General features: G+C 55.4%; 27 protein-coding genes. 16 read left to right on the top strand and 11 right to left on the bottom strand.

Annotation, left to right across the window (positions count from 1 at the left end; genetic code table 11):
• Positions 1-70: 70 nt before the first annotated feature.
• Positions 71-292 carry an MbtH family protein gene (locus FCN45_RS21750; RefSeq protein ID WP_137387243.1) on the bottom strand — a complete coding sequence of 74 codons (222 nt, stop codon included), beginning with the start codon at positions 290-292 and terminating at the stop codon, positions 71-73.
• A complete protein-coding gene (gene fes / locus FCN45_RS21755; protein ID WP_137387244.1) occupies positions 285-1,643 on the bottom strand; it encodes an enterochelin esterase in 1,359 nt (452 codons plus the stop codon). The genes FCN45_RS21750 and fes overlap by 8 nt, the downstream gene beginning before the upstream one ends.
• A 278-nt stretch (positions 1,644-1,921) precedes the next feature.
• On the opposite strand from fes, the gene FCN45_RS21760 reads away from it, so the two are divergent.
• Together FCN45_RS21760 and FCN45_RS21765 are read left to right on the top strand one after the other, a co-directional pair.
• Complete coding sequence (locus FCN45_RS21760) at positions 1,922-4,108, top strand: TonB-dependent siderophore receptor (protein WP_137387245.1); 2,187 nt, start codon at positions 1,922-1,924, stop codon at positions 4,106-4,108.
• A gap of 173 nt (positions 4,109-4,281) precedes the next feature.
• Positions 4,282-4,767 (top strand): hypothetical protein, encoded by a 486-nt coding sequence (locus FCN45_RS21765; RefSeq protein WP_101761737.1) that lies wholly within the window; start codon positions 4,282-4,284, stop codon positions 4,765-4,767.
• A gap of 69 nt (positions 4,768-4,836) precedes the next feature.
• Here FCN45_RS21765 and FCN45_RS21770 read toward each other — a convergent pair whose 3' ends face one another.
• Together FCN45_RS21770 and FCN45_RS21775 are read right to left on the bottom strand one after the other, a co-directional pair.
• Positions 4,837-5,466: a LysE family translocator gene (locus tag FCN45_RS21770; RefSeq protein ID WP_137387246.1), complete on the bottom strand. Its 630-nt coding sequence runs from the start codon at positions 5,464-5,466 to the stop codon at positions 4,837-4,839.
• Between the two features lie 93 nt (positions 5,467-5,559).
• Positions 5,560-5,871: a PTS lactose/cellobiose transporter subunit IIA gene (locus FCN45_RS21775; protein ID WP_110866737.1), complete on the bottom strand. Its 312-nt coding sequence runs from the start codon at positions 5,869-5,871 to the stop codon at positions 5,560-5,562.
• A 168-nt stretch (positions 5,872-6,039) separates the two neighbouring features.
• On the opposite strand from FCN45_RS21775, the gene FCN45_RS21780 reads away from it, so the two are divergent.
• The 4 genes from FCN45_RS21780 (at position 6,040) to FCN45_RS21795 (ending at position 9,990) form a co-directional block, all read left to right on the top strand.
• On the top strand, positions 6,040-7,374 hold the full coding sequence (locus FCN45_RS21780; RefSeq protein WP_061719102.1) for a PTS sugar transporter subunit IIC: 1,335 nt from the start codon (positions 6,040-6,042) through the stop codon (positions 7,372-7,374).
• 9 nt (positions 7,375-7,383) lie between these two features.
• Complete coding sequence (locus FCN45_RS21785; RefSeq protein ID WP_137387247.1) at positions 7,384-8,811, top strand: glycoside hydrolase family 1 protein; 1,428 nt, start codon at positions 7,384-7,386, stop codon at positions 8,809-8,811.
• A gap of 9 nt (positions 8,812-8,820) precedes the next feature.
• Positions 8,821-9,138 (top strand): PTS sugar transporter subunit IIB, encoded by a 318-nt coding sequence (locus FCN45_RS21790; RefSeq protein WP_008110135.1) that lies wholly within the window; start codon positions 8,821-8,823, stop codon positions 9,136-9,138.
• 78 nt (positions 9,139-9,216) lie between these two features.
• Positions 9,217-9,990: an FCD domain-containing protein gene (locus FCN45_RS21795; protein WP_036650080.1), complete on the top strand. Its 774-nt coding sequence runs from the start codon at positions 9,217-9,219 to the stop codon at positions 9,988-9,990.
• A 110-nt stretch (positions 9,991-10,100) separates the two neighbouring features.
• On the opposite strand, the gene FCN45_RS21800 is transcribed toward FCN45_RS21795, so the two are convergent.
• From FCN45_RS21800 to FCN45_RS21810, 3 genes are all read right to left on the bottom strand, one after another.
• Positions 10,101-10,400, bottom strand: coding sequence for a helix-turn-helix domain-containing protein (locus FCN45_RS21800; protein ID WP_137387248.1), 300 nt, complete (start codon positions 10,398-10,400; stop codon positions 10,101-10,103).
• Positions 10,342-10,755 (bottom strand): type II toxin-antitoxin system RelE/ParE family toxin, encoded by a 414-nt coding sequence (locus FCN45_RS21805; protein WP_137387249.1) that lies wholly within the window; start codon positions 10,753-10,755, stop codon positions 10,342-10,344. Before FCN45_RS21805 ends, FCN45_RS21800 begins: the two co-directional genes overlap by 59 nt.
• Before the next feature lie 149 nt (positions 10,756-10,904).
• The gene (locus FCN45_RS21810) at positions 10,905-11,825 is read right to left on the bottom strand and encodes a LysR family transcriptional regulator (RefSeq protein ID WP_137387441.1); all 921 of its coding nucleotides are present in this window, start codon (positions 11,823-11,825) and stop codon (positions 10,905-10,907) included.
• A 142-nt stretch (positions 11,826-11,967) separates the two neighbouring features.
• On the opposite strand from FCN45_RS21810, the gene FCN45_RS21815 reads away from it, so the two are divergent.
• Positions 11,968-12,969 (top strand): zinc-binding alcohol dehydrogenase family protein, encoded by a 1,002-nt coding sequence (locus FCN45_RS21815; protein WP_137387250.1) that lies wholly within the window; start codon positions 11,968-11,970, stop codon positions 12,967-12,969.
• Between the two features lie 115 nt (positions 12,970-13,084).
• Positions 13,085-13,738: an oxygen-insensitive NAD(P)H nitroreductase gene (gene nfsB, locus FCN45_RS21820; RefSeq protein WP_110866742.1), complete on the top strand. Its 654-nt coding sequence runs from the start codon at positions 13,085-13,087 to the stop codon at positions 13,736-13,738.
• 73 nt (positions 13,739-13,811) lie between these two features.
• Here the strand turns inward: nfsB and FCN45_RS23785 are convergent, their stop codons facing one another.
• Positions 13,812-14,087 carry a HAMP domain-containing sensor histidine kinase gene (locus FCN45_RS23785; RefSeq protein ID WP_246862570.1) on the bottom strand — a complete coding sequence of 92 codons (276 nt, stop codon included), beginning with the start codon at positions 14,085-14,087 and terminating at the stop codon, positions 13,812-13,814.
• Positions 14,088-14,534: 447 nt separating this feature from the next.
• On the opposite strand from FCN45_RS23785, the gene FCN45_RS21830 reads away from it, so the two are divergent.
• From FCN45_RS21830 to FCN45_RS21850, 4 genes are all read left to right on the top strand, one after another.
• A complete protein-coding gene (locus tag FCN45_RS21830; RefSeq protein WP_137387251.1) occupies positions 14,535-15,227 on the top strand; it encodes a hypothetical protein in 693 nt (230 codons plus the stop codon).
• Positions 15,228-15,451: 224 nt separating this feature from the next.
• On the top strand, positions 15,452-15,931 hold the full coding sequence (locus FCN45_RS21840; protein ID WP_137387252.1) for a type VI secretion system tube protein TssD: 480 nt from the start codon (positions 15,452-15,454) through the stop codon (positions 15,929-15,931).
• A 231-nt stretch (positions 15,932-16,162) separates the two neighbouring features.
• A complete protein-coding gene (locus FCN45_RS21845) occupies positions 16,163-16,933 on the top strand; it encodes a transporter substrate-binding domain-containing protein (protein WP_137387253.1) in 771 nt (256 codons plus the stop codon).
• Positions 16,934-17,006: 73 nt separating this feature from the next.
• A complete protein-coding gene (locus FCN45_RS21850) occupies positions 17,007-18,080 on the top strand; it encodes a DUF2817 domain-containing protein (protein WP_137387442.1) in 1,074 nt (357 codons plus the stop codon).
• Here the strand turns inward: FCN45_RS21850 and FCN45_RS21855 are convergent.
• The gene (locus FCN45_RS21855; RefSeq protein WP_137387254.1) at positions 18,075-18,845 is read right to left on the bottom strand and encodes a 2OG-Fe(II) oxygenase; all 771 of its coding nucleotides are present in this window, start codon (positions 18,843-18,845) and stop codon (positions 18,075-18,077) included. The two genes, FCN45_RS21850 and FCN45_RS21855, sit on opposite strands and share 6 nt — an antisense overlap.
• Before the next feature lie 99 nt (positions 18,846-18,944).
• Here FCN45_RS21855 and FCN45_RS21860 point away from each other — a divergent pair, with 99 nt between their 5' ends.
• From FCN45_RS21860 to FCN45_RS21875, 4 genes are read left to right on the top strand one after another with little or no spacing between them, the layout of a single operon-like run.
• Positions 18,945-19,844 carry a LysR substrate-binding domain-containing protein gene (locus tag FCN45_RS21860; RefSeq protein ID WP_137387255.1) on the top strand — a complete coding sequence of 300 codons (900 nt, stop codon included), beginning with the start codon at positions 18,945-18,947 and terminating at the stop codon, positions 19,842-19,844.
• A 58-nt stretch (positions 19,845-19,902) separates the two neighbouring features.
• A complete protein-coding gene (locus FCN45_RS21865) occupies positions 19,903-21,201 on the top strand; it encodes an SLC13 family permease (protein WP_137387256.1) in 1,299 nt (432 codons plus the stop codon).
• A gap of 21 nt (positions 21,202-21,222) precedes the next feature.
• Positions 21,223-22,080, top strand: a complete 858-nt coding sequence (locus FCN45_RS21870) for an AraC family transcriptional regulator (RefSeq protein WP_137387257.1) — start codon at positions 21,223-21,225, stop codon at positions 22,078-22,080.
• 34 nt (positions 22,081-22,114) lie between these two features.
• Entirely contained in the window at positions 22,115-22,522 is a 408-nt protein-coding gene (locus FCN45_RS21875; protein ID WP_101761723.1) for a DUF2000 family protein, read from the top strand.
• 63 nt (positions 22,523-22,585) lie between these two features.
• On the opposite strand, the gene FCN45_RS21880 is transcribed toward FCN45_RS21875, so the two are convergent.
• Positions 22,586-23,908: an amidase gene (locus FCN45_RS21880; RefSeq protein ID WP_137387258.1), complete on the bottom strand. Its 1,323-nt coding sequence runs from the start codon at positions 23,906-23,908 to the stop codon at positions 22,586-22,588.
• A gap of 4 nt (positions 23,909-23,912) precedes the next feature.
• Positions 23,913-24,734, bottom strand: a complete 822-nt coding sequence (locus tag FCN45_RS21885) for an MBL fold metallo-hydrolase (protein ID WP_137387259.1) — start codon at positions 24,732-24,734, stop codon at positions 23,913-23,915.
• Between the last annotated feature and the right edge of the window lie 54 nt (positions 24,735-24,788).

Here is a 24,788-nt window from a genome sequence, read left to right on the forward strand (position 1 = left end):
TGGGGATTCGCGCACTTGCCGCCTTGCTGCAGCTCGAATGATTTGGGAATAAATGATTGAAAGAAAAAAATTAAGCTGCGGTAGACGACGTCTGTTGCGTCGCTGGCCGCATGTCGTGCCAGTTTGCTTCGATAAACTCAATGGCAGCGCTGCGCGTCAGCGGTCCCGCCACGTTGTGCCAACCTGCCGGAACCGAAGCAAAAGCGGGCCACAGGCTGTATTGCTGGCGCGCGTTAATCAGCACCAGAAAATCGAGCGCATCGTTATCAAACGGATTCTGTTGTTCAGACATGGTGGTTACCTTCAGAGGTTGATGTAGGGGAGAGAAAATCGGCCAGCAGCCAGCGGCAGCCGTCGATCAAACCGCCACGCCAGCACAACGCATCGTGCCCTCCGGCGAAGCGGCGAAAATGTAATTCATGGCCTGCGGCTTGCAGCGCCGGGACGATCTGCTGGTTGACGTACACCATGTCCGCCTCGCGATCGCCCACTTCCTGGAAAATCTTCAGCTTGCCCGGCGGTAAGTCGCCCTGTTGCAGCTGCTCCAGTAGCAAGCCGGGCGCGTGCTGCTCGCGGTTGGCGTAGTCGCGGATGTATTGCAGATGCGGCCACCAGAAGGAGCCGGATTGTGTAAGAATGCGGCCAAAACGCTGCGGCCAGTGCAATCCGGCATAGAGCGCGGCGAGTCCGCCATAGCTTTGCCCGGCCACCAGCGTGCGGTCGGCGTCGCTGCTGAACGCCGCGTGCTGGCGTGCCAGCGGCAACAGTTCCTGCTGCACCGCCTGCCAGAAGGTTTCATTGCACGGCAGTTCGGCTTCGCGGTGCTGGCTGTTGATGACATCGATAAACAGCCAGCAGGCAGGCGGCAGTGTGCCATCGGCGGTTACCTGATCCAGCGCGCTGAAAATCGGTTGACCGTAGACCCAGTTTTGTCCATCGAGCAGGATTGCCAGCGGACGCTGTTCGGGCTGAGCGGTTGCACCGGTGCTATAAAGCCAGACGTTGCGCGTGACGTTGAGCAACGCGCTGTGCCACTGCAGGGTTTGCAGCGTATCCGGCCAGGTTTCGGCCATGCCGGCATCCAGCGCGCGCCAGGCCGATTGATCCGGCGCATACGGCATGTGCGCGTTGCTCAGCGCAAAACGGCGGCTGCTGAGAAACGGCGGCGTGGGATTGAATTTGTCGGGGATCGCTAGCGGCATCAGCGAGATCCACCACTTACGCTGCAGCGCGCGGCATTCGGCATCATCGCCACAAAACAGCGGCGGTAACTGCTGCGCGGTGGCGGGGATCAGGCTGTAACTGCCGCGCCAGTCAGATTCAATGGCTGTTGACCAATGCCAGACGTTGCTGTCGCCGACACGCACCAGACTTTCTGGCGCTTCGCTGTGGTGATCGGTGACGCCGTTAATATCGACATAAACTCGTTCAGTGGAAGAACGTGCGGAATGCCCTTCGGGATCGCGCCAGAAGAAGTGCATGGTCGTTTGACCGCTTTCGTCTCGCTCCACCAGCGGCGTACCGACCGCATAAAGCCGCTGCCACCAGCTTTCGCTTCCTATTTCGGCCTGCTGCAACCATTGCGCAACTGTTCCGGCGGGCAACCACGTCTGCGTCGTATTTTCTGCGCTTGTTAGAAACATCCTGCAACCCATCTCCACATTTTGTTCACTGTCTTTACTTAATCAAAGCTAATGCAAATGCTATTGATAACGATTTACATTTGCAATATGATTTTTCGTGCCTGATAAACCTCCGTAATTTCAGTGGATTATTTTGTGAAGGACGTCACGCAGGGAGATTAGGACCGTCAATAACGCAAGAGACTAATATTTCAATCCGTTACAGCCATTATCGTTGGGTGAGGGCGACTGAACGGATTATTTCATCTACAAGGCAGTTTGAAATAGAGATGGCAACTATGTCTGTTAAAGCTAAAAATTCAGCAATACCTGCTGTGGCACGGCAGTTCAGATTCAATCCTCTGTACCTTTCTCTGGCCTCAATTTTGATGGTGACACCAGCCGCCTTCAGCGTGGCTGCCGAAGAGACCCTTACCGTAAACGCCGACACGCGTGAAAGCGTGACCTCGCCGCTGCAGGGCTACTTGGCGAAAGAGAGCGCGGCAGGCACCAAAACCGCGACGCCGCTGCGCAAAACCCCGCAATCCATTTCGGTGATTACCCGCGAGCAGATGGACGATCTGGCTGCGGCCTCCGTTGCGGATGCGCTGAGCTACAGCAGCGGCGTGTTGACCAACTATCGCGGTAACTCCAACCGTAATGATGAGATCATCGCGCGCGGTTTCCGCTATGCGCCGAAATTCCTCGATGGCCTGAGCTACGGTTTATCCGGCCAGACGGGCGCAGCGGGGCAGATCGATCCCTGGTTGCTGGAGCGCGTAGAGATGATCCACGGCCCAGCTTCTGTGCTGTACGGCCAGGTGAATCCGGGCGGTATCGTGGCCATGACCAGCAAGCGCCCGACCGCGCAGAGCATTCACAAAGTGCAGCTCAGCACCGGCAACCAGCATTTGGGTGAAGCGGCGTTTGATTTTGGCGGCAAGCTGAATGATGACAACACGCTGTTTTACCGCCTGAACGGTATTGCCAGCACCAAACATGAGTTCGTTAAGGACAACAAACAGCAGCGCATGGCGATTGCGCCAGCGATAACCTGGCTGCCGAACGCAGACACCAGTTTCACGCTGCTGACGATGTATCAAAACGAGCCGAAAGCGGGATACCGTAACTTCCTGCCGGCCAGTGGTACGTTGAAAGAGAGCAGTGCGGGCTTTATCCCTTACGATTTCAACGTCAGCGATCCGAGCTTCAACGAAGCCAAGCGCGAACAGACGTCGATTGGCTATATCTTCGAGCACAATTTAAGCGATAACATCAGCTTCACGCAGAATCTGCGCTACAGCAACATGGACGAATCGTACAAATATCTGGTGTATACCTTTGATGCGGATAACGATCACTCGATCAACCGTCGTCCGCAGCATGACAAGATCAAGTCGAAAGAGTTGGGTCTCGATAACCAGCTGAAAGCCACCTTTGAAACCGGCAACATCGCGCACACCGTGCTCGGCGGGCTGGATTACAAGTGGAGCGACGTGGATAACAAACTGTGGCGCGACAGCGGCGATCAGTACATTCTCGACTGGGCGAATCCGACACGGATCAGCATCAACGAGAGCGATTTGACGCTCACTACCAGCACGCGCAAGAAGCTCGATCAGGTGGGTGTTTATCTGCAGGATCAGCTGGAGTGGAATCAGTGGAACCTGCTGCTCTCCGGACGTCACGACTGGAGCGAAGTGCGCACGCAGGATCGCACCGACGACAGTGAAACCCAGCAGAATGACAACAAGTTCACTGGCCGCGCGGGTCTGCTGTATGCCTTCGATAACGGCATTTCACCGTACGTCAGCTACAGCACTTCCTTCGAGCCGAACCTCAACAGCGGCGCGCCAGGCACCGATCCTTTTAAACCGACCACCGGCGAACAGACCGAAGTGGGCGTGAAGTATCAGCCGGTAGGTTGGGATGCGGTGTTTACCGTGTCAGCGTTTGATATCACGCAGAAAAACATCACCGCTTATAACAGCGTGACCGGCTACAACGAGCAGATTGGTAAAGTGCGTTCGAAAGGCATCGAAACCGAAGCGCATGCGCAGATCACGCCAGAGATCAAACTGTTAGCGGCCTATACCTACACTGATGCGGTGACCAAAGAGAGCAGCATCACGCAGCGCATCGGCCATTCACCGTCGAGCATTCCGCGTCATGCGGCGTCGGCGTGGGGCAGCTATACCTTCCTTGATGGCGTGCTGAGCGGCTTAACGCTAGGCAGCGGCGTACGTTATACCGGCACCGCGCCAGCGGATGAAATTGGCGTCGACAAAGTACCGCATTACACCTTGTATGATGCGATGGCGAAGTATGAGCTGGGCGAAGCGGCGAACTCGCTGCGTGGCACCACGCTGCAGCTCAACGTCAATAATCTCGCGGATAAGCACTACGTGGCGTCATGCAGTAATGAAAGCGCCTGCTTCTACGGCAGCGGTCGCACCATTGTGGCTTCCGTCAGCTACAGCTGGTAATTCCCTCCGGCGGCCTGCGTGGCCGCCGTTTCGTTTCGCATTCCGTGCGACGCGCTTTTCAGCCAGGTATTTATTAAGCGGTTTTCGGAAAATACTGTATTTGTGTGACTGTCATCACTCTGCAAGGCACGTTAAAATACGCGCTTCTCATTTAGCAGGGGTTTTTCGTCACGATGTTATCGCGCTTCACTTTAGCCACTTTGATGGCAACAATCATGCTCACCGGCTGCGCCCGCCTTGCCGCCGTTACTGGTACATCTCATGACAGCACTGCGACTGCGGACGCATCCGCCGCTCAGCCTGCAACCGGCGCGCCAATCGACAATAATGATTCGCCTTCTCCATTCGAGACCGGCCCAACGGTGATTAACGTTTCGCACCTGGTGACGCGTACCGATGACGGTTCTTCTGTCTATGTGACGGTAGATGGTCAGGATGCGGGGTTGCTGAAGAAGGGTGAAAAACGAGAAATTCGTGTTGCGCCAGGTAAACACCAGATTGGTGGTTACGTGCAGACGCTGTTTGGTTTTGGCAAAGTGACCATCGCATCCGTGGATGTCACCACCGATCCGAACAGCCCGAAAAACGTGGTCTATTCTGTAACGCGCCAGAAGCCCGCGTTCAGCGAAACCGACGCCACGCCGCCGAATAATTCCTGATGTATGGGTGCGCATAAATGCGCACCAGTATGGTTTTTTCAGGTCGCCATTGATGGCGACCTCCCCACATCAACTCCGGCTAAACACCAGCTTCAATCCCGCAACTGTGAAGCAGCAAGCCAGCAGCGCATCCAGCCCACGACGGATGCGGCGATAGAAAGCCGCCATCACCGCGGTGGAAAACAGCAGCACGTAACCGCCAAACACCAGCACACAAATTGCCGCGCAGCCTGCAATAATCATCGGCAAGGTTGATGCCGCCGCACCCGGTTTTAACGCCACCGACATGATCGCCACCCACGTCAAAATCGCTTTAGGATTGCCGACGTGCATCAAAATGCCCTGACGAAACATTCTGCCGAAGCGCGCTTTTTCGCTGACCGGTGCGAATTCACTGGCATCTGGCCGACGCAGCGCCGATTTCCCCGCCTTAAACGCCAGCCACAGCAGATACAATCCGCCGCCAATCTTTAGCACAACCAGCAGTTGCGCAAAGGTGGCCAGCACGGTGAGAACCCCGCAAGCCGCCAGCAGCGCCCACATCATTGAACCGCCAATCACGCCGCTCGCTAATGCCAGCGCCGCGCCGCGTCCCTGTTTCATCGCCGTACCCATAATCGCCATATTGCTCGGGCCGGGACTGGCGGTCGCGACGAAATAGGTGGTGTAGATCAGAATCAGTTCATGTGACAGCGCCATAGGTTCCTCTGCGATGGCGGAAGTGAACCAATGTTATATCGCCTGAAGCTGCATTCTTCCAGAATGGTTTAACTATTCATCCTTGCTGCATCCTTACTCCCCATGCAACTCCTTCCTTAACAGCACCAACTCGCCCGCCAAATCGCGGCACAGCATCGCCGTCATCAGATGATCCTGCGCATGCACCAAAATCAGCGTGACCGGCACTTTGCCGCTGCCTTCATCGGCGCCAATCAACGCGGTCTGGATTTTATGCGCGGCTTTCGCGGCCTCGTCGGATGCCGCTAAAGCCTCGTCCGCACCTTGCCAGTCAGCTTTACGCGCTTGCTGGATCGCCATCATGGCTTGCGATCGCGCCTCACCGGCATTAATCAGCAACTCCATCATCGTTTGTTCAAAATCCATATCCGCCTCACTTATTGGTATGCCAAATTGGTAATATCGATGCTACCGGAATACCAAAAAGGAGTTCCGCGAGCATGATCACAGAAATTAACGGCGAATATCGCCATTTTGGTATGCCACGAACCATCAAGCTGATGCATAACACCTAAAACCGCTGAGGGTTGACCAATGTCTCTACAGGAACGTCTTATCGATTCACTGGGTAGCTTTGCCACGCGATTCAACAGCTACCGCTACATCATGGCGATCAAAGCCTCGTTTATTACGCTGATGCCGGTGATCATCGTCGGCGCGTTTTCGGTGCTGATTTCCAACATGGTGCTGGATCCGAAAAATGGCCTCGCCAGTTTCTCTGCGCTGTCGTTTCTCGCCGATCTGAAACCGATCACCAGCAGCATTAACTACGCCACGCTGAGCTTTCTGAATATCGGCGCGGTGTTTCTGATTGGTATCGAACTGGGCCGCATTAACGGCATTAAAACGCTGTTTCCCGGCCTGCTGGCGATCATCTGCTTCATCTCGGTGACGCCCACCACGCTGCAAATGCTGGTGGATGGCCAGATGCACGTGGTAACCGATGTGCTGGCAAAACAGTTCTCCGATACCAAAAGTCTGTTCCTCGGCATGTTTATCGCCATTCTGTCGGTGGAGATTTACTGCCGGCTGGAGCAGGTTGAACGGCTGAAAATCAAAATGCCGGATACCGTGCCGCCGAACGTTGCCGCGTCATTTTCTGCGCTCATTCCGTCGATCATCACCGTCACGCTGGTCGCCACCTTTGGCTTTATCTTCCATCAGATTACCGGCATGTACCTGTACGACGCGGTGTACAAAGTGGTGCAGCAGCCGCTGGAATCGGTGGTGCAGAGCTTGTGGGGCATTCTGCTGCTGATGTTTGTTGCCCAGCTGTTCTGGGTGATTGGTATTCACGGCAACCAGATGGTGAAACCGATTCGTGAGCCGCTGCTGCTGGGGGCGATTCTGGTCAACATGAACGCCTTCGAGCAGGGTAAGGAAGCGCCAAACATCATCACCATGCCATTCTGGGACGTGTACATGAGCATCGGCGGTTCCGGCCTGACTATCGGGCTGTTAACTGCGGTGATGATTGCCACCAAACGCAAAGAGATGCGTGAAATCGCCAAACTGTCGTTTGGACCTGGCTTATTCAACATCAATGAGCCGGTGATTTTTGGTATGCCGATCATGCTCAACCCCATTCTTGCCATTCCCTTCATCATCACACCGTTGGTAACCGGTTCGATTGGCTACTTCGCCACGGTGATGGGCTTTGCCGGCAAAGCGGTGGTGATGGTTCCCTGGACTACACCACCGATCATCAATGCGTGGCTTTCTACCGCCGGTTCGATGGGCGCGGTGGTGACGCAAATCATCTGCATCGTAGTTTCGGTGTTGATTTATCTGCCTTTTGTCAAAGTGGCTGCGCGTCGCGCTGAAGCGGCGGAAGCGAAAAATCTGCAGGCCGAACTGGCACAAAATTAAGGAGGATCTATGAGTAAGCACACTATTGCGCTGCCGCAGGGTTTTATTCTCGGCGCGGCGGCATCGGCCTGGCAAACCGAAGGCTGGAGCGGCAAAAAAGCCGGCCAGGATTCGTATCTGGATGCCTGGTATCAGCAGGATCGCCACGTCTGGCATAACGGCTATGGACCGGCGGTAGCAACGGATTTTATCAACCGCTTCCGCGAAGACGTGGCGCTGATGAAAGCGGCGGGGCTGACGCACTATCGCACTTCCATCAACTGGTCGCGTTTTCTCACCGATTATGAAAACGCGGTGGTTGATGAGGAGTACGCGGCCTATTACGACCAGTTGATTGATGAGATGCAGCGACAGGGCATTGAACTGATGTTGTGTCTCGAACATTACGAACTGCCGCTGCAGTTGCTGGAGGAGTACGGCGGCTGGCAATCAAAACATGTGGTTGAGCTTTTTACTCGCTATGCCGAGAAGGTGTTTGCCCGCTACGCCGGAAAAGTGACGCGCTGGTTTGTTTTCAATGAGCCGATTGTGGTGCAGACGCGCGTCTATCTTGATGCGCTGCGCTGGCCGTATGAGCAGAACACCCATAAGTGGATGCAGTGGAATCACCATAAAAATCTCGCCACGGCGAAGGTGGTTAAGCTGTTCCGTCAGCAGGGTTATGCCGGCACGGTGGGCACCATTCTCAATCCGGAAGTGACCTATCCGCGCTCTTCGGCGGCGCACGATGTTAAAGCCGCAAAAATCTACGATCTGTTCTACAACCGGGTGTTTCTCGATCCGGCAATCAAAGGCGTCTATCCAGCGGAATTACTGCAGTTGCTGGATAAACATGAGGTGCAGTGGGATGCGACCGAGGAAGAGCTGGCGATCATCGCCGCCAACACCGTCGATGAAGTGGGGCTGAATCTTTACTATCCGCATCGTGTTAAAGCGCCTTCACGCGCCTGGCACCCAGAGACGCCATTCCATCCCGCTTTTTACTACGAACATTTTGAGTTGCCAGGCCGCCGCATGAACAGCTCGCGCGGTTGGGAAATTCAGCCGCGCATTGTCTTCGACATGGCGCAGCGTATGAAAGAGGAGTACGGCAATCTGCCGTGGTTTGTGGCCGAGAGCGGCATGGGCATCGAGAACGAATCGCAGTTTAAGGATGCGCAGGGCGAAATTCAGGACGACTACCGCATCAACTTTATTGCTGAACATCTCTACCAGGCGGTGCGTGCGCGTGAAGCGGGCAGCAACTGTCAGGGCTACATGCTGTGGGCGTTTACCGACAACGTTTCACCAATGAACGCCTTCAAAAACCGCTACGGACTGATCGAGATCGACCTCGACAACCAGCGGCAGCGGCGGATGAAGAAATCCGCGCACTGGTTCCGTCAGTTGCGCGATACCCAACAATTGACCCTCAACATTGACGATGCAGCCAAATAAGGACCACCAATGAAACGCATTATTCTGGCCTGCGCGGCAGGCATGTCGACTTCGATGTTAGTCACCCGCATTGAGAAAGAGGCGGTAGCACGCGGTCTTGAGTATCAGATCTACGCTATTCCGGAACAAAACCTGCGTGAAGAATTACAAAACTACGGTCAGGACGTGGTGGTGGTGCTGCTGGGACCGCAGGTGCGCTTTAAGCTGGAGGAGAATAAAAAGCTGACCGACAGCTATCAGCTGCCGATTGCGGTGATCGATACCGTGGCTTACGGCACGTTGAATGGTGCAAAGGTACTCGATCAGGCACTGGCTTTGGTACACTAGCGCCCAGATAGCAGTCAGGCTCCGGCTCGCACAGGACGCGGCCGGGCCGAATGCACCATGATGCAAAAGGGTGAGAGCGTGGAAAAAGCCGAAGCGCCACAAGAGAAAAAGCAGTATCAGGAAATTGGTCAGCATCTGCGTCAGCAAATCCTTGATGGTCATTATCCGGTTGGCTCACGACTGCCGCCAGAGCGTCAGTTGGCCGAAACCTGGGGCGTGAGCCGCACCATTGTGCGTGAAGCGTTGCTAATGCTGGAGCTGGAAGGCACGGTGGATATTCGTCAAAGTTCTGGCGTTTACGTGATGCGCATTCCTTCGGAAAGCGAGGATGCGGAAGAGGCCTTTTTCCGCAGCGATGTCGGCCCGTTCGAGATGTTGCAGGCGCGTCAGCTGCTGGAGAGCAACATCGCGGCCTTCGCCGCCAAAATGGCCACCAAAGCCGATATTGAAAACCTGCGCCGCACGCTGGAGCAAGAGCAGCGCGCCATCGCGCTCAACGACAGCAGCCAGGATAACGACAAGTTATTTCATCTGCTACTGGCAGGCGCGACGCAAAATCAGATGCTGCTCGATACCGTTACCAGCGTCTGGCGTCATCACGAAGCCAGCCCGCTCTGGCAGCAACTGCGACCGCAGTATGAAACCCGCGCCTATCGCCTGAAGTGGCTGGGCGATCATCAAACCATTCTGGCCGCGCTGCGACGCCGGGATGTGATGGGTTCCTGGCAGGCGATGTGGCAGCACCTGGAAAACGTCAAGAATACGCTACTGGAGTTATCCGATGCCGATGCGCCAGACTTTGATGGCTATCTGTTCGAATCAGTGCCGATTTTCCAGGGTAAGTTGATGTGATGAGGTCGCCATTCATGGAGTGACCCCGGGACCCGCTTTCGTAGGGTGCGCATTCATGCGCACCTGCATACCTATGCATTTTAATGCTTTAGTGACTGCGAGGTATAAAATCAAACTATCAAATCAACGTGTTCGCCGCCCGGCATTTTTACACCCAGTGTTAGTTCGCCGCCCAGCGCTTCAACGTAGCGTTTCAGTGTAGAGATTTTCAGCTCAGCACCGCGCGACTCCATCGCTGCCACAGAGGATTGTGCAATATTCATAGCTTCCGCTTGCTGGCGCTGGGTGCGCTGTAACTGTTCGCGTAACTTATACAGCTGAGTTTCCAGTCGCATCTGCGTAACACGCTCATCAACCTTTTGCTGCTGTTCCGGCGTCAGCGTCGCCAGCATCTCTTTTAACGTTTTCATGGTGACTCTTCTTGAGTGAGTTCAGATGAAGTTGGTATTCATGCTCAGCAAGATTGAGCATCTCTTTGTAGAATCGTTTTTTGTTCTTTCCTGCTTTGTTTCCCGCACAGAGCACAATGGCTTTGCGATGCGGATCGAAGACAAAGAAGCCACGAATCGGGCGCCCATTGCTTTGAACACGCAGTTCTTTCATATTGGAAATCTTTGAAAAATAGAGCGTGTCAACATACGGACGACCCAAGTGCGGGCCTTCCTGGGACAGTAATTTCAATGCAGCGAGCATATCAATGCGCAGCGCTTCATCTTGCATTGTGAGCCATTGCCAAAATCGATCCGTAGCTTCAACATTCCACACGGTATTCGTCCTTGATAGGTTACAGTCTATTTTATAGACTGCAGTCTATCAAGAAATAATGCGTGATAATTGCTTTGTATAGAGATTATTGCGGTTCCTGAATCCAGCGCGCAAAGTTCATTGGCCAGCTTGGGCGATAAATCGCGACGCTACTCATGCTGGGTGAGCTTCGCGGTTAACGCACGCAGAGGCGTACGCAGCACCTCATGCAGCGCGCGAATCGCGGGGGAAAACTGTTTGCGATGAGGGCAGATAAGGTGCAGCGGCGTGCTTTCGCCCGGCATTTCTGGCATTACGCGTTCCAGCCTGCCGGCCAGCACATCGTCACACACATCAATCCACGATTTATAGGCGATGCCCATGCCGGCGATGGCCCAGCGGCGCGCCACTTCGGCGTCATCACACAGCATGCGGCTTTTCACCGTGATCTGGCGGCGCATGCCATCCTGCGGGAAGGTCCATTTGTCGTACACGTGGCCGCCCATCATAAACAGCAGGCCATGATGGTGCTGGCCGATATCCTCCAGCTGTTGCGGGCGACCGTGACGATCAAGATAATCCGGCGACGCCACCATCACGCGGCGATTATCCTCCGCCAGCGGCAACGCCACGTAGCTGCTGTCTTCCAGCTTGCCGTAGCGAATGGCGATATCCACCGGATCGCGGAACACATCGCTGATCTGGTCGGAAAAGGAGAGCCGCACCGCCAGCGCCGGATGCGCGCGGCAAAAGTCAGTGATCAACGGCAGCAAAATATTGCGGCCAATATCCGAGGGCAGCGCGATTTTTAGCTCGCCGCTCAGCGCATCTTCATCGCTCTGCAAGCTTTCGGCACCGGCATGCATCAGCGCCAGCATCTCCTGCGCAAAGGGCAGATACTTTTCCCCTTCGGCGGTTAAGCGCAGGCTGCGGGTAGAACGGGCGAACAAGCGGCGATCCAATTCCCGCTCCAGCCGCTGAATTGCCGCGCTGACCTGTCCGGGCAGTAAATTCACCTCGCGCGCCGCGCGTGAAAAGCTGCCGAGTGCGGCTGAACGCACAAACAGAGTGACATCTTCCAGTCGGATCATCTTCTTATTCATCATGGTAGTCAGCAGGGATTTTCACTCTAAGAGTGAAAGTGTTCACCTGCAACTGGCATTTTTCATTGCGCTGCGGACCGCTATGCTGAATTTACTTCACCAAACCTGCTGATGAATAAGGATCTGCCTGATGAAAGCCATTGTTTATAGCCAAAACGGTTTACCGATTTCCGATGAAAATGCGCTGTATGAGCTTGAGGTTGATAAGCCAGTGCCGGGCGCGCGCGATCTGCTGGTAAAAATTCACGCCATTGCGGTGAACCCGGTGGACACCAAAGTGCGCGCCGGTGCGCCAACCGATAAGCCGCGCATTCTGGGTTGGGATGCGGTGGGCGTGGTGGAAGCGGTGGGCGCAGACGTCACGCTGTTCCAGCCGGGCGACGAGGTGTTTTACGCTGGTGATATCACGCGCGCCGGCAGCTATGCCGAATATGGGCTGGTGGATGAACGCATCGCCGGGCACAAACCGCGTTCGCTGAATGACGCCGATGCCGCCGCTCTGCCGCTGACCTCGCTGACCGCGTGGGAACTGCTGTTTGATCGTCTTGAGGTTCAAGCCGAGGACAACGCTGCGCTGCTGATTATTGGCGCAGGTGGCGGCGTCGGTTCCATATTGACGCAACTCGCCAGCAAACTAACCAAATTGACGGTGATCGGCACCGCTTCCCGCCCGGAAACGGCGGATTGGGTGCGTTCGCTGGGCGCGCATCATGTGATTGATCATTCTCAACCGCTGGGCGAACAGCTGGCGGCGATTGGACATAAAGAGGTGCGCTATGTCGCCTCGCTGACGCATACCGACAGCTATTACGATCAGCTGATTGATGCGCTCGCGCCGCAGGGCAAGCTGGCGTTGATCGATGATCCTGAGACGCTGGATGCGGTGCCGCTGAAGCGCAAAGCGATTTCACTGCACTGGGAATTGATGTTTACGCGCTCGCTGTTCCATACCGCCGATATGCAGCGCCAACATGAGATTCTGCAGCGCGTGAGCCAGCTGATTGATGACAACACGCTGCAAACCACCGCCGGCGAACATCACGGCATGATCAATGCCGCCAATTTGCGCAAGGCGCATGCGCTGATCGAGAGCGGTCGCGCACGCGGTAAGATCGTGCTGAGCGGGTTTTAACCAACCTTACGCAATAAATGATGCAAACCACCCGCAATAAATTGCGCCGCTACGGATATCCGCACACTTGTGTAGCGGCGCGATTTATCGCGCTACAAAGAAAAAGGATTAAGCCATGACACTCAATGATGCAGTCGCTCGTCGTCACACTGTGAAAGCCTTTGAACAGGGTAAAAGCCTGCCGCAGGATGAAATCGAAACCCTGCTGAACGTGCTGCGCAACAGCCCGTCATCAGTGAACTCCCAGCCGTGGCATTTTGTGGTGGCGTCCACCGAAGCGGGTCGCGAGCAAATCGCCGCATCCACCGATGGCGCCTTTGCCTATAACAGCCCGAAAGTGCGCAATGCCTCGCACGTTATCGCGCTGTGCATGCGCACCGATCTGGATGAAGCGCATTTGCAGAACGTGCTCGATCAGGAAGATGCTGATGGCCGTTACGCCAAGCCGGAAAGCAAAGCGAACAATGACATGGTGCGTCGCAGCTATGTCGATATGCATCGCTATGAATCACGCGATGTGCCGCAGTGGATGGAAAAGCAGGTTTACCTGGCGTTGGGCGGATTGTTGCTGGGCGCAGCGATGTTGGGCATTGATGCCACACCGATGGAAGGTTTTGACCAGCGCGCGCTGGATCAGGCACTGGGCCTGCGTGAGAAGGGCTTTACCAGCGTGGTGCTGGTGTCGCTGGGCTATCGCAGCGATGCGGATTTCAACGCCGCGCTGCCGAAATCACGTTTGCCGCGTGACGAGATTTTTACCTTTATTTAAATATTTCGCGCAATAAATTGCGCCGCTACGGATGGACGCACGTTTCTGTAGCGGCGCGATTTATCGCGCAAGATCAATACTGAAACCGCAACGTAAAGCGGTTCACACCCTGCTCGCTATGCATCTCACAACTTCCCTGATGCAAACGCATAATGCTGCGCACAATCGATAAGCCCAAACCGCTGCTGCCCTGATGATGTGACGCATCGGCGCGCCAGAAGCGATCAAAGATGCGTGCCTGCTGTTCCGCGCTCATTGCCGGGCCCTGATTCTCCACCATCAAAGCGCTGCCCCGATTGAAAATGCGCACGGTGGAATCTCGTTCGCCGTAGCACAAGGCGTTGGCCATCAGCTTCGCCAGCGCGCGTTGCAGCAGTTGCGGATCGGCGTGCGCAGATCGTGCGCCTTATCAACATAAACCTGGCTCAACTGTTGATAACCCCGTTCAAGGCGCCCCAGCATCTAATTGAAAGCCGCCACCAGCGGCTGCAGTTCCGCTACCGCCTGTTTAGGCATTCGCTGCGACAAAAGGCGCACGTCAATCGCATCCGCCTGCGATAGCCAGCAGCATACCCGCTGCAAGGGTGAGTTTGTTCAATTTCATCTTAATACTCCTGATTTGAAGGTAGGCCATCAGGATATGAAATCGGCTCTGACATCAGCGTGAGCGAGTTATGACAAAAGAATGACATGCGCACTTGTTATATAGAAATGACCTAACGTAATAGGTGGATCTAAAATTTGATAATCAGTATCGTAGACCACAGTTACTATAAGGATATAGGATGCTAAAGTTATGTTTAACAACAGTGAAGTCATCAGTTATCTTCAAGCAAATAAAATTCTCGCAATGAAACTTGACAATGCCGTTGATGCCGTCGGAAAACAGGTAGCGGAACAGGTTAAATCAATCGGTGCTGGTGCTACCCGAGCGTTGTTTTACACGTCCTGTTTCACTGATGAATATAACGATGTATGCCTGCGGCAAAAAAATGAAGATATCCGTTTTCGGGATGGGGTTTACCGACTTCTCAGGCATGGAGATATTGGCTTTGAGATGCTTAAAGTATATTTTGAAGAACTGCTAAAATATAAAACTGCACAGCAATTAGAATACATAAAGAAAAAGCTTGTGACGGTTAATGTTCATATTGCTGCAAGTTCACTGACTAACGCAGGTTTTGCTATGGCGGCAGCCAGCGCCGTTCGCATGGGATTAAACCTGAGTATGGAGATCAGCGCGCTGACAGGGCGAATAGCCGGTGGTGTAGTGGGAGCAGCAGCTTTGTATGGTATTGTTCAGAGGGCAGCAGATAGTGCGCACCGCCTTCAAACTCAATATCCCGTCTATTATTCAGCGCTCTATTTACAGAATCTGGAAATGATGTATTTCCTAATTGAACCCGTAATGCAACGCGCGAGTGCCCTGGATGCTCAGTGGGCAACTGAAGAAAATATTGCAGATATCATTACCCGGTTGATTAGGTAACTATGATTAAATTTATAAAAGACTCAATGTGTTCATTAGTTAGGTCGTTAGTATGGATATACGGACCGGCAATATTGACCATTGTCTTTGCATTACTTCAGGCTCATTTTTTTCCAGGAAGTCCAGTTTGGCCTATTGCGGTTTTCTTTATATTCGCGCTGGTCATCGTGGCTCGTTACATAAAATGATGAAGTTAAAAAACTGTTAACAGATAAGGATATTGTATGTCGACACCCGCACATTTATGGCTAGAAGATGAAAATGGCTCGCCTATTGTTGGAAGTTGTTTAATCCCACTGAGGTTAGGTTCTATCGAATTAAAATCATTTTCACACGGCATAACCATCCCAGTAGATCCAAATAGGGGAAAATTGACCGCAACGCGAGTCCATCAACCTATCGTGATAGTAAAAGAGTTCGACAAGACAACACCAATTCTTTATCGCGCTGTATGTGAAGGGCGCACACTTAAAAAAGCTACGATCAAGATGTATCGGATTCTTGAATCAGGCATTGAGTCCGAATATTTCAATATCATTTTGGATAACGTTAAAATCACCACGGTTTCGCTTTACCTTGCCCCAAATGGTCAGAGCAACACTCATGTTGAAACATTAGAGTTGCGTTATGAGGCGATCACCTGGAAGTACACGGAAGGAAATATTATTTACCGCGATAGATGGAATGAATACGCTTGCGCGTGACACTATTTCAGTGACCAAAGTTATAAAGTGTATCCAAACTAAGTTTGTTTCCGCATAACGTTCATCTTCGGCATTAAGATTCTCTTACTGCCGAAGATAAAATCGCTTAACTCCTTCTGTTTAATAAGTATTCCCTCTGCATTAAATCCGTAATTTCTGTAGTGAGATCATGTCCACCATGTTATTAACTCTGTATGACGTTGTGAATTTAGCTACCTGCCGGAGATAACAATGAAGAAAAGTTTGTCCTTTGCCTTACTGCTTTCGCTGAGTGCTTTCAGCCACGCTTCATTTGCCCAGCAAACCTTGCGCTTCGGCGTTGATCCGACGTTCCCGCCGTTTGAATCCAAAGCCAGCGACGGTTCTTTGCAGGGCTTTGATATCGACCTCGGCAACGCGATCTGCGCCCAGGCCAAAGTGACGTGCCAATGGGTGCAGATTGGTTTTGATGGCAGCATTCCGGCGCTGCAGGCGAGAAAGTTTGATGCGATTCTTTCGGCGATGTCGATGACGGAGAAACGCCGCGAGCAGGTCGCCTTCAGCGACATGCTTTACGTCACGCCGAGCGCGTTGCTCACACCCGCGAAAGCTATGCTAACGGGAGACATTAATGCGCTGCGCGGCAAAAGAATCGGCGTCGCGCAGGGCACCATTCAGGAAACCTACGCCAAAGCGCAGTGGGCAACCAAGGGCGTGAGTGTGGTTTCTTACCCTAATCAGATGGAGATCTATCCTGACCTGGTGGCGGGACGGCTCGACGCCAGCCTGGCCAATGCGGTTTCGGCAGAACAAGGTTTTCTTAACACGCCAGCCGGCAAAGACTACGTCATCAGCGCCACGCTGGTGGATAAAGAGGTATTGGGCAATGGCGTGGGCATTGGATTGCGTAAAGACGATGCGGCCAATCTGAAGTTGATCAACAGCGCGCTGGCCGAACTGCACAGCAACGGCACTTACGACCAACTGGCGAAGAAGTACTTCAAATTCAAGGTCTATCCGTAAAATTCATCTGCACGCAAGGTCGCCATTGATGACGACCTTGCCCACCAACCGCACCCACACTCACTCAAAAATCATGACGAACTTACCGCACTACCCAACTCAACGCGCCCGCTTTCTCGCCGCCGTCAAACGGCAAAACGGCGCATTAACGTCCTACGCGCATCCGTTATCCGGCCCGCAGGGCGAGGAACTTTTCACTGACGTAGCGGTAATCGGCGATGTCAACGCATCACGGCTGATGCTGGTGATCTCCGGCACGCACGGCGTAGAAGGCTATTACGGTTCCGATTGCCAGATCGCCTGGCTGGATACCTTCAACCTCACGGCGCTGCCGGCGGATACCGACATCGTGATGTTGCATCTGCTCAATCCGTGGGGCGCGGCGCATTTACGCCGCGTCAATGAAGACAACATCGACCTCAATCGCAACTTTATCGATTTTTCACAGCCCACACCCGCCAATCCCGATTACGCTGCGTGGCATGGCATTTACCACGGGGAACGTGCCCGCGCCGATAAGCTGTTAGCTGACGCGCTCAACAGCGCCGGTTGGCCGGCGATAAAACGCGTGGTGGAAGCGGGGCAATATGGCGCGGCGGACGGTTTCTTCTTCGGCGGCCAACAGCCAGGCTGGTCGTACCGCACGCTGCAAACCATCATCGCCGATCACTTGTCGCAGGCCAAAACCATCATCAGCTTCGATCTGCACACCGGCGCGGGCGCGTGGGGACATCCGATGCTGCTGTCGATTGCCGAGCAGCATTATGCCGCGCATGACTGGGGCAAGGAGATTTATGGAGAATGGTTAACGCTGCTGTTCACCGGCGCAGGGCGCGACAGCGAAACCGGCGTGACCGCGACGGCTACCGGCTATGTGTCGCAATTTCTGCTGACGTCGCTACCGAAGACGCAGATTTTGCCGCTGGTGGTGGAGTGCGGCACCTATCCTGGCGAGGAGATGCATCGCCGCGTGCGCGACGATCACTGGCTGCATCTGCAAGGCGATCCAGCCAGTGAAAGCGGGCGGGCGATTAAGCAGGAGCTGGTGGAAGGATTCTGGCCCGCCGACGCTGACTGGCGCGCGCTGGTGGCTTTTCGCACCCAGCAGATTTTTGTGCGTGGCTGGCGGGCGTTAATCGATTTATAAGCGTCCGTAAAAGGTCATGCGGGCGGTTTCCGACAGGGCAATGCCTGGCTCGGTGTTATACGCCAGCACCGCCAGCATGCGGGTGATATCGCCTTCGGTTGGCGTAACGCGATGCAGTGAATTGCGCCCACGGAACAGCACCAAATCCCCGGCATCAATCGCCAGCGCTTCTACCGGCTGGCGCTGATCCAGCACCGCCGCCACACCGTCGAAATTCATCTCACCGGCATCGGCATCGCGCAGATCTTTCACATACTGGAACACGGCGCCGGCGCGCGGTTTCTGCACCAGCAGCGTGATGGCGAACGACGAGTTATCAAAGTGCCAGCCCAGTTCCTGGCCGTCGGGCGCGTAGTGCAGATTGATCGACGAAAGCGGATCGGCATACGGATAGAGCGCCTCTTCACCCAGCACATCGCACAGGAAGCTTTTGAACAGTTCATCGTTGTAAAGCTGGCGCAGCGGCGAATCGGCGGCAATCACATCATCGGTGATGCAGCCTTTGGTGCTAATGACATCGCGATTACGCGGATGATCGGCGCTGAAGGCCTCATCTTTTTTCATCAGATAAACGTTGTGTTTGCTGGCGGTGTGATACGCCAGATGGCGTTGCGCATCGCCTTCGGCAATGATGGCCCGTAGCGCAGCGGGCTGCAGGAACTGACGCAAAACTAAAGCGCCGTGCTGATTAAGTTGCTCACGGCAGGTGCGACGCCAGTCGGCATCGGCCAGCGGATGCAGATCGAAACGAATCAGGGCAGACATAGTTTTACTTCTCATGTGTTACAGGTGTGTAAAGACTGTAACTCGCTGATATGTTAATACGTAACGATAAAAATTTAACACCTTGCTAAGGAAACCTTAATGCCCGCGCCATCACCACGTTTGCCCAAAATCAGCGTCATTCAATCCTTCAAAGTGGCGGCGGAACTGGGCAGCCTGGCGAAAGCGGCTGCGCAGCTGGCGTTAACGCCCGCCGCCGTGAGCCAGCAAATTCGCCAACTGGAAGAGCAATTGGGCAGCACGCTGTTTGTGCGCACACAAAGCGGCGTGATGCTGACGGAGATGGGCAAAGAGTATCTGCGTTATGTCACTGAGGCGTTCGACATTCTGCACCTCGGCCAGCAAAACCTGCGCCATGCGGCGTCGGCACCGCGATTAACGCTCTATTCGCTGCCGGCGCTGGCCTCAAAATGGCTGCTGCCGAACATTGCGCAGTGGCGCGCGCACTGTCCGGAAATCGATCTATCCCTGCACGGCACCCATACGCAGGTGGATTTCAATGCCACGCCGGCCGATTTTGTCATCTGTTTCGGCGAAGATCGCTATCCGCAGCTGGACAAGCAGCTGCTGTTTCTCGATGAGGTGTTGCCAGTGGCGAGCCCGGCGCTACTGCATCGTTTTGCCGGTATGGATGTGTTGCAGCATGCGCCGCTGATTCAGCTCGACTGGGGCAACGAAGGACGTTTCTTACCTGACTGGCGCAGCTGGTTTCAGACCAAAGGCATTGACGATGCGCCGCCGCAGCCGTCGTTCAGTTTCAATCTTACCTCACTGGCGATTGATGCCGCCGTGGCAGGCGCGGGCTTGCTGCTCGGTCAGCGGCGTTTGATTGCCAACGAACTGGCGCGCGGCGAGCTGGTGGTTGTCGATCCGCTTAGCTTGCCGCTTAGCAAACCCTATTTCCTCGCCTGGCCGCAGCGCTCGCTCAGCCAGCCGGGCAGCGCTGCGCTAATCCACTGGCTCACGCAGCTGGCGGGATAACGTATCCACTCGTAGCATCGCCCTTTATGGCGACCTGGAAAAGAAAGGGAGTTCATCAATGACCGCCGATCTCAACTTCTGGCTCACCGCGCTGGTGGTGGGCAGCACCATTTTGCTATGGGCCAGCGCGCGTTTGCCGGAATACGTTACCGCTTTGCTGTTTTTCACGGCGGCGATGTTGCTAAAGTTGGCTCCTGCCAGCAGCATATTCAGCGGTTTTGCCTCGTCGGCGTTTTGGCTGGTGCTCAGCGGATTTGTGCTGGGCGCGGCGATCCGCAAAGTTGGTCTGGCGCAGCGCTGGGCGAACTGGCTGGTGGTGCCGCTTAGCCAAAGCTGGCCGCGTATGATTGCGGGAACCGTGCTGCTGACTTATCTGCTGGCGTTTGTTATGCCCTCAAATATGGGACGCATCGCGCTGCTGATGCCGGTGGTGCTGGCGATGGGCGAACGCGCAGGAATCAAAGCGGGCAGCCGCGGCAGTATTGGCCTGGCGCTGGCAGTGGGATTTGGCACCTTCCAGCTCTCCGCCAGTATTTTGCCCGCCAATGTGCCGAATCTGGTGCTGAGCGGCGCGGCGGAGAGCGCGTATCAGCTGCATCTGCAATGGTTGCCGTGGTGGTTGCTGCATATGCCGGTGGTGGGCGTCGTTAAGGGCTTGTTGTTGATAGGTTGCCTGCTGATTCTGTTTCGCGCGCAGCCCAAAGCGGTCCACCAGCGCGACAGCTTAACCGCGCTTAGCCGCAGCGAATGGCGCTTGATTGGTCTGCTGGCGATCACTTTGCTGCTGTGGATGACCGACAGCGTGCACGGCTTACCGGCTGCGTGGGTGGGATTGGCGGCAGCCTGTATCTGTTTATTGCCGCGCGTAGGTTTTATCTCCAGCGAGGACTTTGCCAGCGGGGTAAATTTCCGCACCTGCATTTACATTGCCGGGATTCTTGGCGTCGCCACACTGGTAGTGGATTCAGGCCTGGGACGGATGATCGCCAATGCGTTGCTTAACGTGTTGCCGCTGCACGAACACCCATCTTTCAGCAATTTCGCGGTGCTCAATGCGCTGGTGTCGCTACTGAATTTCGTGCTCACCGCCAACGGCGTACCGGCGATGGTGACGCCGATGGCGCAAGAACTGGCGAACGCGTCTGGCTTTCCGCTGCTCACCGTGATCATGTTGCAGGTGTTTGCCTACGCCACGCCGCTGCTGCCGTATCAGGCATCGCCGGTGGTGGTGGCGATGGGACTCGGCAACGTTCCGGCGAAGGCCGGTTTACAGCTGTGCGCACTGATTTTTCTGCTTAGCGCGGTGTTGCTGTTACCGCTGGATTATCTGTGGTTTCGGCTGCTAGGCTATGCCTGATGTCTTTGCCAGAGATTGCCTATGCCAGCCAATAATGATTGGGTTGATTTTCGTCGTGATGATGAGACCGGAATTGAAAGCGTCAACGCGCACTTTCGCGGACACGCTTACGATCCGCACGATCACGACGAACTGCTGGTGGGCGTGACGCAACAAGGTTTACAGCGCTTCAACTGCCACCGTTCGCTGCACACCAGCACGCCGGGCCGGGCGATTCTGATTGAACCGGGTGCGGTACATGATGGCCATGCGCCGGACGCCGAGGGTTTCACCTACGTGATGCTCTATCTGCCGCAAAGCTGGGTGGCGGAAATGATGCAGCGTCGCGGCTTGGGCGATGTATCGAATATCGAAGGCGCTTTCCGCCACACGTTGACTGACGATGCGCTGTTAGCCAGCGCCATTCAGCAAGCCTGGTTTGCCGTACATCAGGGCGAAGGGCGGTTGGCGCGCGATCAAAGCCTCGATCATTTGCTCACCCTGCTGTCACGCCATCTGGATACCAAACCCAGCCTGCAGCACAGCGAAGCGATGCGTCAGATGCAGCTGCTGCGCGACTATCTGCACGATTTTATGGCGCAGGATATTGGTCTGGATGAGCTGTCGCGCCTTTCCGGCATTGATCGATTTCGCCTCACGCGCCAGTTCAAACAGGCGTTCGGCCAATCGCCACATGCCTATCTGGTGCGTTTGCGTTTGCGCAGCGCGCGCACGTTGCTGGCGCAGGGCATTGAGCCGGTGCAGGTGGCGGCGCAGGTAGGATTTGCCGATCAAAGTCATTTGGGCCGTTGGTTCCAGCGCGCCTATCGCATGACGCCCGCCGCTTATCAACGTCAGTGCACAAACGTTCTATACGCTTCCCCGCCTGCTCTTAGATGATGAGGTTTTCGTTGTCATTGGAGAGTTGTTGCAGATGTTTGATACCAAAATCGCCCTGATCGTACGTGATGATTTAGCCACCTGGCAGCGCCTGAATGTGGTGGCGTTCCTCGCTACCGGCGTGGCGTCCGCCGCCCCCGAGATGATGGGCGAACCCTATGTTGATGCCAAAGCGCGACAATACGGCAACATGGCGGGACAGCCGATGCTGGTGTTTGCCGGGGATTTAGCCGGTTTACAGCGTGCGCACCGCCAGGGACTGGAGCGCGAGTTAACCATTATTCCTTACGTGGAAGCGATGTTTTCCACCGGTCACGATGCGGCGAACCGCGAAGTGTTTATGGCGGAGGATGCTGATCATTTGAATCTGGTCGGCATTGCGCTGCGCGGCCCGAAGAAGGCGGTGGATAAGGCGATTAAGGGATTGGCGTTGCACGGGTAAAGCACGTTTTCCCTCACACTAACCCTCTCCCGCGGGCGGGAGAGGGTCAGGGTGAGGGCGCTATTAAACAAACTTATCCGCCGCGCTCAGCAACAAATCTTCCCGCCCACGCAGCGCCAGCAGCTCCAGCCCAATCGGCAAACCTGCGGCGCTGAATCCCGCTGGAATGCTGATCGCCGGTGCGCCGGTCACCGCTGAAATCAGCGCGTTGCTGCCTTCCTGCATCTCACCGTGCTTAACCGGCGCACGGCGCACCACCGGATAAGCCAGCAGATTGATCTGCTGCGCGGCAAAAAAGTCTGCCAGCTGCTGATACAGATCGCGCTGACGCTGCTGCACCTGCCGGTAACCTTCACTCTCAACGCCCGGATGCTGGGCCCGCGTGGTAAACACCGTTTCCAGCTGAGGATGATAGCGCCCGGACGCCACCACTTCCGCCAGCGTGCGGACCTGCGCCTGCGATTTATCCGCCAGATACGCCGCCAGCGCAGCGGCAAATTCGTAGCCGATGATATTGGCGTCGGCGGCCAACGTCTCCAGCTGCGGATAACTCACCTCACGCGGCGCGAAATCCGCCAGCGCCGCGCGCACCGCCTGATTAATCTCGCCTTCATCGGCAGCAAACCCTTCCAGCCAGATGCCGATGCGCAGCGGCTCATCGCTCTCCGCAAACTGTTGTCCGCTGAGAATTTCAGACGCTAAACGTAAATCCGCCGCCGACCGCGCCAGCGGGCCGGGAATATCCTGAGTTGGCGACAGCGGCACAATGCCGTCGGTGCTGATTGTACCGCGCGTCATGCGCAGGCCAAAAAGATGGTTAAACGCTGCCGGAATGCGCACCGATCCGGCGGTATCGCTGCCGATCGCCAGCGGCACATAACCGGCTGCGACCGCCACGGCGGAACCGCTGCTCGATCCGCCCGGCGAGCGGCCTTCAACCCACGCATTATGGGTAAATCCGCTTAACGACGACGCGCCGGTAATGCCCGCCGCCAGCTCATGCATGGCGGTTTTGCCGATCAGAATCGCGCCTGCCTTTCTCAGTCGGGTAACCAGCGGCGCATCGTCGCTGGCAATAACCTCACGCAGCAGCACCGAACCGGCGCTGGTTGGCCAGCCCTGCACTTCGATATTGTCTTTAATCAGAACCGGAATACCTTCCAGCGGTCCCGCCGCCTCGCCGCGCTGACGACGCGCATCGCTGGCGTCCGCTGCCGCTAAGGCTTGTTCGGCAAACAGCCAGGTGATGGCGTTGTAGCGCGGTTGATCCACCTCGGCAATGCGCTGCAGCGCGAAGGTAGCTAATTGGCGCGCGCTCACCGTGCGCTGGGTCAGCGCCTGATGTAAATCGTTAATCGAAGCGGTGGGATAATCAGCGTATTGCATTAGGTTAATTCTCCAGCGGAATCCATTGTCCGTCGCGCGTGACGCGTCCGCACGCGCTGCCATTAAAGTGGGTGCTGAACCAGATTGCCTGATGTTGTGCGCACCAGTCCACCACCCGTTGCCGTGAAGTGACCGCCAGCGCTTTATCCTCGCAAAACAGTGAGTTCCAGTACGGATACTGAAACTGAATGGCATTATGCATCACGTCGCCGGCAAAGATCGCCGATTCACCGGCGCTTTCCAGCACAATCGATGCATGATCAACGCTGTGACCGGGCGTGGAGAGATAGCGCAGCACGCCAGCAAACAAAGGTGAATCCTGCACGTTGATAGTCTCAAGCTGGCCGCTCCCGATCAGCGGCAGAATACTGTCGCGATAGAGCTCCTGCGCCGCCGGATTCTGTTGACAGTGCGCCAGTTCCCGCGCCGAGCAGATATAGCGCGCATTCGGGAACATCGGCAGCCATTCGCCATCACGCTGATGCGTATTCCAGCCAACGTGATCGGTATGAATGTGCGTTATCAGCACCAGCGTCACTTCCGCCGGATCAACGCCCGCCTGCGCGAGGTTTGCGGCATACGGCGTGTTCAGCTGGTGAAATAATGGCTTGTTATCGCGATTGCGGCCGTTGCCGGTGGCGGTATCGATAATGATGGTGTGTTCACCGGTGCGCACCACCCAGCTATGAATCGACATTTCGGCGGGCTGCTCAGCTAATTCGTCACTCATTTCCGCGCGATGTTGCGTAAACAGCACGCCCAGCGGGAAGGCGGCGGTTTGTTCGCTCACTTTGGTAATCAGGCAATCGCCGACGCGAATCGTCATCAGGTGCTCCTAAATTTTTTAATGGCAGCGAAGAAGCCTCACTATACTGGCGGC

Origin of the sequence: Pantoea sp. SO10 (assembly GCF_005281435.1) — a bacterium.
In the GTDB taxonomy this organism is placed as follows: domain Bacteria; phylum Pseudomonadota; class Gammaproteobacteria; order Enterobacterales; family Enterobacteriaceae; genus Pantoea; species Pantoea leporis.

Bases quoted from the DNA above. Each gene is read 5' to 3' on its own strand.
- FCN45_RS21870 (WP_137387257.1), top strand. From the start codon at position 21,223: ATGCCAGCCAATAATGATTGGGTTGATTTTCGTCGTGATGATGAGACC.
- FCN45_RS21830 (WP_137387251.1), top strand. From the start codon at position 14,535: ATGTTTAACAACAGTGAAGTCATCAGTTATCTTCAAGCAAATAAAATT.
- fes (WP_137387244.1), bottom strand. From the start codon at position 1,643: ATGTTTCTAACAAGCGCAGAAAATACGACGCAGACGTGGTTGCCCGCC.
- FCN45_RS21860 (WP_137387255.1), top strand. From the start codon at position 18,945: ATGCCCGCGCCATCACCACGTTTGCCCAAAATCAGCGTCATTCAATCC.
- FCN45_RS21885 (WP_137387259.1), bottom strand. From the start codon at position 24,734: ATGACGATTCGCGTCGGCGATTGCCTGATTACCAAAGTGAGCGAACAA.
- FCN45_RS21810 (WP_137387441.1), bottom strand. From the start codon at position 11,825: ATGATCCGACTGGAAGATGTCACTCTGTTTGTGCGTTCAGCCGCACTC.
- FCN45_RS21785 (WP_137387247.1), top strand. From the start codon at position 7,384: ATGAGTAAGCACACTATTGCGCTGCCGCAGGGTTTTATTCTCGGCGCG.
- FCN45_RS21855 (WP_137387254.1), bottom strand. From the start codon at position 18,845: ATGTCTGCCCTGATTCGTTTCGATCTGCATCCGCTGGCCGATGCCGAC.
- FCN45_RS21750 (WP_137387243.1), bottom strand. From the start codon at position 292: ATGTCTGAACAACAGAATCCGTTTGATAACGATGCGCTCGATTTTCTG.
- FCN45_RS21780 (WP_061719102.1), top strand. From the start codon at position 6,040: ATGTCTCTACAGGAACGTCTTATCGATTCACTGGGTAGCTTTGCCACG.
- FCN45_RS21765 (WP_101761737.1), top strand. From the start codon at position 4,282: ATGTTATCGCGCTTCACTTTAGCCACTTTGATGGCAACAATCATGCTC.
- FCN45_RS21880 (WP_137387258.1), bottom strand. From the start codon at position 23,908: ATGCAATACGCTGATTATCCCACCGCTTCGATTAACGATTTACATCAG.
- FCN45_RS21760 (WP_137387245.1), top strand. From the start codon at position 1,922: ATGTCTGTTAAAGCTAAAAATTCAGCAATACCTGCTGTGGCACGGCAG.
- FCN45_RS21790 (WP_008110135.1), top strand. From the start codon at position 8,821: ATGAAACGCATTATTCTGGCCTGCGCGGCAGGCATGTCGACTTCGATG.
- FCN45_RS21800 (WP_137387248.1), bottom strand. From the start codon at position 10,400: ATGAAAACGTTAAAAGAGATGCTGGCGACGCTGACGCCGGAACAGCAG.
- FCN45_RS21775 (WP_110866737.1), bottom strand. From the start codon at position 5,871: ATGGATTTTGAACAAACGATGATGGAGTTGCTGATTAATGCCGGTGAG.
- FCN45_RS21840 (WP_137387252.1), top strand. From the start codon at position 15,452: ATGTCGACACCCGCACATTTATGGCTAGAAGATGAAAATGGCTCGCCT.
- FCN45_RS21850 (WP_137387442.1), top strand. From the start codon at position 17,007: ATGACGAACTTACCGCACTACCCAACTCAACGCGCCCGCTTTCTCGCC.
- FCN45_RS21815 (WP_137387250.1), top strand. From the start codon at position 11,968: ATGAAAGCCATTGTTTATAGCCAAAACGGTTTACCGATTTCCGATGAA.
- FCN45_RS21770 (WP_137387246.1), bottom strand. From the start codon at position 5,466: ATGGCGCTGTCACATGAACTGATTCTGATCTACACCACCTATTTCGTC.
- FCN45_RS21845 (WP_137387253.1), top strand. From the start codon at position 16,163: ATGAAGAAAAGTTTGTCCTTTGCCTTACTGCTTTCGCTGAGTGCTTTC.
- FCN45_RS21875 (WP_101761723.1), top strand. From the start codon at position 22,115: ATGTTTGATACCAAAATCGCCCTGATCGTACGTGATGATTTAGCCACC.
- nfsB (WP_110866742.1), top strand. From the start codon at position 13,085: ATGACACTCAATGATGCAGTCGCTCGTCGTCACACTGTGAAAGCCTTT.
- FCN45_RS21865 (WP_137387256.1), top strand. From the start codon at position 19,903: ATGACCGCCGATCTCAACTTCTGGCTCACCGCGCTGGTGGTGGGCAGC.
- FCN45_RS23785 (WP_246862570.1), bottom strand. From the start codon at position 14,087: ATGGCCAACGCCTTGTGCTACGGCGAACGAGATTCCACCGTGCGCATT.